The following is a 4,985-nucleotide window of genomic DNA, read 5'->3' as shown; positions in this document are numbered from 1 at the left end:
GCTCTTCCGCCTTCTCTTTGACGTCGTCCACGAATATCTTCGGTGTCGCCGTCATGTACAGCCGGCGGGCGGCGTTGAGGAAGTCGGCGTCGTGGACGCGGACGAAGTTCGAATCGTCCTCACCGAACAGCGTGACGCCGGTGGTGCGGTGCGCTTCGTCGCAGATCACCAGATCGAACGGATCCACCCCCAGCTCTTGTGCTTTCGCGACGGTGGGCAGGGACTGGTACGTGGTGAACACCACAGTCAAACCTTTGGCGCGCTTACGGTGCGCCATCTCCGCAGCCAACTTCACCGGATCGGTGGTGACGGGGATCGCGACGTCGTGGATGTTGACGTCTTCGGCCGAGCGGGACACTTTGGTGTCCGAGCACACCGCGAACGCCCGCAGATCCAACTGCGTTTGCGCGGTCCACTCCCGCAGAGTTTGCGAGAGCAGCGAGATCGACGGCACCGCAAACAGAATCCGGGCGTTGCCGCCGTTCTCCAACGCTGCACGTTCGGCAATCTTGAGGGCGGTGAAGGTTTTACCGGTACCGCAGGCCATGATCAGTTTGCCGCGGTCGTTTCCGGCCTCGAAGCCTGCGAAGACGGCGTCGATGGCGGACTGTTGATGCAGGCGGGGTTCGTGACGTTTCGCTTCGGCCAGGTTGACCTGCAGCTCGCCCTGCGGCCAGGCGATGTCCCAGTCGATCGGCGATTCCGCGATCTCGGCCAGCCCGATCCGCTGCACGGGGATTGACTGCCCCTCGAGGGCGTCTTCGGCGTTCTTGCCCCAGCGGTCGGTGGTGGAGATGATGACCCGGTTGGAGAACGGCGTTTTTCCGGATGCGGTGAAGAAGGAGTCGATGTCGCCTTTGGCAAGGGTGTGGGTGGGTTCGTAGAACTTGCACTGAATCGCGGTGAATTCGCCGGTGTCGCGTTCACGGGCGACGAGGTCGATACCGGTGTCGGGCTTGCCCTTGCGGCCCGGCCAGTCGGTCCACCGCCACACCTTCTCGTACTGCTGCGAGAGCAGTGGGTCGAGTTCGAAGTACCGGACCATCAACTGCTCGAACTTCGTGCCCCGCTCCGAATTCGACGGTGCCTGCCGAAACGCCTCGATGACCTCGTGCACTGAACCCATGAACCCAATCCCTCCGCGACAACAAACGTGCTCGGATCATCCTTGCCCACCCCTCAGTCGAGGAACAGCGCAGGTGCTATTTCTTTTCGCACCTAGGAGACGGCGTACGAATCACTAGGTCTCGTAAGGACGGGTGTGAGAGGCAGCGCTCGACGACTACTTGTCCGCGCGACTGAAACGAGTGAGGTTTCTACGGAGACTGTTGGGGATTGGTCGTTCGACACGCATGCTAGATAGCTATTTCTAACAATTTAGATTGTTAGAGTATTGGTTATGACTGTGGTTGCTGTTGTTAATCAGAAGGGTGGGTCTAGCAAGACCACCACCGTGCTCGGGCTTGCCTCAGCAGCGAGCGCCCGCGGGATCGAAACTCTGGTGATCGATCTCGACCCGCAGTGCAACGCGTCAGAGGCGCTCGGTATCGAGTACCCGCTCGCAGGCAAGACCGCCGCGAATTTACTCGCTCAGGAGCTTCGCGGTAGCGCAGCCGATGCGGTGCACACCTCGACGTGGGACCACGTCAGCGTGATCCCCTCGGATCTGGATCTGGCCGACTTGGACGCGGTCTCCGGGCTTGGAGTCGAACAGCGTCTGCGAGCAGCGCTCGACTCCGACGATCTTCGCCAGCGATACCCACTGGTGCTGATCGACTGCCCTCCCAGCGTCGGCAAACTTGTTTCCAATGCTCTCATCGCCGCCGACACTGCACTGATCGCGACTGAACCATCGTTCATGGCTAGCCGTGGAGTGTCGAAGATTCTGGACGCGATAGAGACGATTACCCGCTACTACAACCCCGGCCTCACCGTCTCCGGTGTCCTGCTCGGCAGGGTTCCGGCGCAGGGTCGAGAAGCTACGCATCGGGCCAGCGAAATTCGGGAGGCGTTGGGAGAGATGGTGTTGCCGATGGTGGTCCCCCAACGTGCTGCGGTCGCCGAAGCTACTGGTGACCATCTCCCGGTGCACAGCGTCCGTCCAGCAGTTCATGAGGTGACAGTTGCATTCGACGCGGCTCTGGACCGAGTGCTCTCTACGGTGACCGTCGCATGAGTACCGCCAAGAAGAAGCCATCCGCGTTCGCAACACCACGAGTCACCGAGACCGCTAGACCCCACCCATTTACTCCGCAACTCGCTCGGGAGGTTGCGGCGGCGCCGCCCACACTTCCAAAGGACGCCACGGTGACCGCTTTCGCGACCCGGCTTCCGCCTGATCTGCAGCGAATGGTCAAAACCGCCTGCGCACAGCGAGGGATCCGCATGCAGGACGCTGTGTACGAGGCGCTTTGGCAGTGGCTCAACAACCAAGAAACGCAAGTACAATCATCGTTTCTAACAAAATAACTTTCTAGAGTTTCTTGGTGTAGCCCATACCACGAAGGCGAAGGCACGCAGGTTAGTTTGGTGATCAGTTGGAACTCGCGGTGCACTCGTCTTGAGTAGGCCACCACGTATCAGGGTCTTCTTCTTGTAGCGAGGTAATGATCTACCCGGACCACCTACCTGCGCTGCGGCGTGGCTGGATCGTGGTCGCTAGTTATCGTGAGCTCCCATGTTTCTGCAGGGAGTAGCCGGGTTGCCTCTTTGATAAAGAATTCCCGGTCGTCGGGCTGCGTGAACCGGAAGGTGGCGTGCTTACGAGCTGCCAGCCAGTGATTGACTTTGGTGCCTCCCCAGGCGATCTGTGGGTAGGTTCCTGATTCGCAGTACTGAGCGAGTCCTCTCAGCATGCTCAAGACAGCTTCATCCGTCACCTTCAAGGTGGCGCTGTGCTTGCAGGCTGCGTAGTTAGTGGGGGGCATCTTTCCTCGTCCTTGGTTGAACGGATATTTTGCAGGTTGCAGATTGTTTCTAACAATAAAGCTTTCTAGAAATTTTGAGTTTTGGAGTATTCGATGCCTGGACCAGGATGCAAGCCAGTTTGCTCTCAGTCCTAAGTACAGTCCTACGTAGTGGGGTTAAGAGGATTATCGAACTGTCCGAGCATCCAGTACCGGGCGTTCTGGATCTGCTCGTCGGTGACATCGGCTTCGGAGCTGAGACCATGCAGAGCCGCGGTGATCTCCACGAGAAGGCTGTAGACGTCGCGGGTCTCGGCTTGAGCCATCATCTCGTCTTCTGGGTGTTCGGCGAGTTCACGGTCGAGGAAATTCAGCGCGTAATGAATAGTGCGGATCAGTGCACTCGGATACTGCATCGGCACGGTAGACGCAGCGCGCAAGTGAGCAGGGTTCGGCTGCCACGGGGGACCGCTCAGGTCAGCAGGCGTCACGGACCGGGTTTTCCTTCTCTTCGATTTTGCGGGCGTCATGCAGTATCCGCCCGACGGCTCCGATGGTGATGTCCATTTCCTCGGCGATGTCCCGGTATTTCATGCCTTGGTTTCGTAGTGACACCACGCGGTCACGGCGGACCTTGGCGCGCTCGAGGAACTCATCCCGTGGTTCGGCGATGAGGCGTCGAGCGGTTCGCTCGGAAGACCCCAGGCGTTCCGCGAGTTCTCGTGCAGTGATGGTTCGACGTTGCTTGGCTCGTGCTCCACCTTGGCTCATAGCGCGTACTCCATTGCTGTGGCGAGATCGAACTTCGTGGCTCGTTTCCGGTTTGCTTCGATCTTTGCAGGTGTCATGACCTTGCCACCTTTACGTCCGAGGTGAGCTTGGCGTGCGCGGTAGGCGGCTTCGTCGAAGTTGCGCCAGATCCATTTACCGATGGAGTACGCGGTCGCCCGAACCTCGACGAAGGGCAGGGGATCGGCGAACTCGGTGTTGACGGCGTGGCAGTGCTGCAGGACAAGACGTAGCCACTGATCGGCGGTGCCGTTCCGGTGATGCCACCACTGGGGGTAGGCCCATTTGCGGGCGGTGTCGAACATGGTGACGTTGCGGCCGAGGCCGGCCGCGCGATCGGGGCGGCGGGGTGCCTGGCGGGGGGTGTGGATGGTGGCCAGTTGCCGCAGCGTGTACGGAGTGGACGGTCCGTAGATGGTTTCCCAGTCGGGGTGAATGGGGTTTTTGGTGAGTTGCCCGCCGTAGGCGAAGTCGCCGCCGACGGAGACCTTGAGCCCGGTCTCGATGCGGTGCGCGTAACGAATGGGGGTCAAGCGGGCGGAGTCGGTGCGGCAGACGTGGTTGGGTCCGAGCCACCAGCCGAGGTGCGCGCGTCCGGAGGGGGACTGGGCGACCCAGTTCGGGGCGGGATGGTCCGAGGGTTTCTCGAAGGCTCGCATCGCCGCATCTGGATGGTCGCAGTCGATGACGATCGAGCCGAGCAGTGCGTGGGGGGAGTGCTCGACGTAACGCATCGTCAGGGCGTCGTCGCGGTGCATCCGGTACTGGCCACGCTCGAGGTAGTTCGTCGCGTAGGGGCGGTGTGGGAGAAGTACCTCGTCGGCCCACTGCGTGTCGTTGAGTAACAGTGCCCCCGAGGTGTCCATGGGGGACAGCGTGCCGCATCACGATCACTATTCAGGTCGGACACGCCGAGCCATATAGAAAAATTATTCGGGTGGGACGTGCCAAGCCATATCAGGTATCCCGGCCCCCCACCCAAAATCCGCGCGCTTGGCCTCCTGCTGGAAAGCTACGTCTACGGAATTTCCCTGACCGGGTCTGGAGAGCAGCCGTCTATCGAAGTGGAGCTGCTGAATGTTCGATCTTGCACCGTACGTGGAGTCGTGGATGGAACGACTCGGTAAAGAGCGGCCTCTGTTCCACTCGGAGAGCGACTTCCAGCTTGCGCTGGCAACGGTGATGGCGGATGAGGTGGAGCAGGTTCGGTTGGAGAAGAAGGTGGCCGTCAGTGAGCGGGTGGGCGGACGGTCTCGGCTGGCGGTCGATGTGCTCGGGCGGCTCGGTGGT

Annotated in this window: 6 protein-coding genes; 2 read left to right on the top strand and 4 right to left on the bottom strand. The window is 60.6% G+C overall.

The window, feature by feature from the left end; all coding sequences use genetic code 11:
• On the bottom strand, window positions 1-1,126 hold a 1,126-nt coding region (locus A2J01_RS28685), incomplete at its 3' end, for a restriction endonuclease (protein WP_156519437.1).
• 273 nt (window positions 1,127-1,399) lie between these two features.
• Between A2J01_RS28685 and A2J01_RS28680 the strand changes: the two genes are divergently transcribed.
• Complete coding sequence (locus A2J01_RS28680; RefSeq protein WP_064114095.1) at window positions 1,400-2,176, top strand: ParA family protein; 777 nt, start codon at window positions 1,400-1,402, stop codon at window positions 2,174-2,176.
• An 894-nt stretch (window positions 2,177-3,070) separates the two neighbouring features.
• Here A2J01_RS28680 and A2J01_RS28665 read toward each other — a convergent pair.
• From A2J01_RS28665 to A2J01_RS28655, 3 genes are read right to left on the bottom strand one after another with little or no spacing between them, the layout of a single operon-like run.
• Window positions 3,071-3,397, bottom strand: a complete 327-nt coding sequence (locus A2J01_RS28665) for a hypothetical protein (protein ID WP_064114092.1) — start codon at window positions 3,395-3,397, stop codon at window positions 3,071-3,073.
• Window positions 3,384-3,677, bottom strand: a complete 294-nt coding sequence (locus A2J01_RS28660; protein ID WP_064114091.1) for a sigma factor-like helix-turn-helix DNA-binding protein — start codon at window positions 3,675-3,677, stop codon at window positions 3,384-3,386. The genes A2J01_RS28665 and A2J01_RS28660 overlap by 14 nt, the downstream gene beginning before the upstream one ends.
• On the bottom strand, window positions 3,674-4,561 hold the full coding sequence (locus tag A2J01_RS28655; RefSeq protein ID WP_064114090.1) for a replication initiation protein: 888 nt from the start codon (window positions 4,559-4,561) through the stop codon (window positions 3,674-3,676). Before A2J01_RS28655 ends, A2J01_RS28660 begins: the two co-directional genes overlap by 4 nt.
• Window positions 4,562-4,772: 211 nt before the next feature.
• Here A2J01_RS28655 and A2J01_RS28650 point away from each other — a divergent pair.
• Window positions 4,773-4,985: hypothetical protein (locus A2J01_RS28650; protein ID WP_156519436.1), on the top strand; the 213-nt coding region annotated here is incomplete at its 3' end.

Source organism: Rhodococcus sp. EPR-134 (assembly GCF_001647205.1).
Classification (GTDB): domain Bacteria; phylum Actinomycetota; class Actinomycetes; order Mycobacteriales; family Mycobacteriaceae; genus Rhodococcus_F; species Rhodococcus_F qingshengii.
The sequence above is the reverse complement of the archived record's forward strand: the minus strand, read 5'-3'. Positions and strand labels throughout refer to the sequence as shown.

What these genes read in the sequence shown, in the direction of transcription:
- A2J01_RS28655 (WP_064114090.1), bottom strand. Translation starts at nt 4,561, where the DNA reads ATGGACACCTCGGGGGCACTGTTACTCAACGACACGCAGTGGGCCGAC.
- A2J01_RS28680 (WP_064114095.1), top strand. Translation starts at nt 1,400, where the DNA reads ATGACTGTGGTTGCTGTTGTTAATCAGAAGGGTGGGTCTAGCAAGACC.
- A2J01_RS28660 (WP_064114091.1), bottom strand. Translation starts at nt 3,677, where the DNA reads ATGAGCCAAGGTGGAGCACGAGCCAAGCAACGTCGAACCATCACTGCA.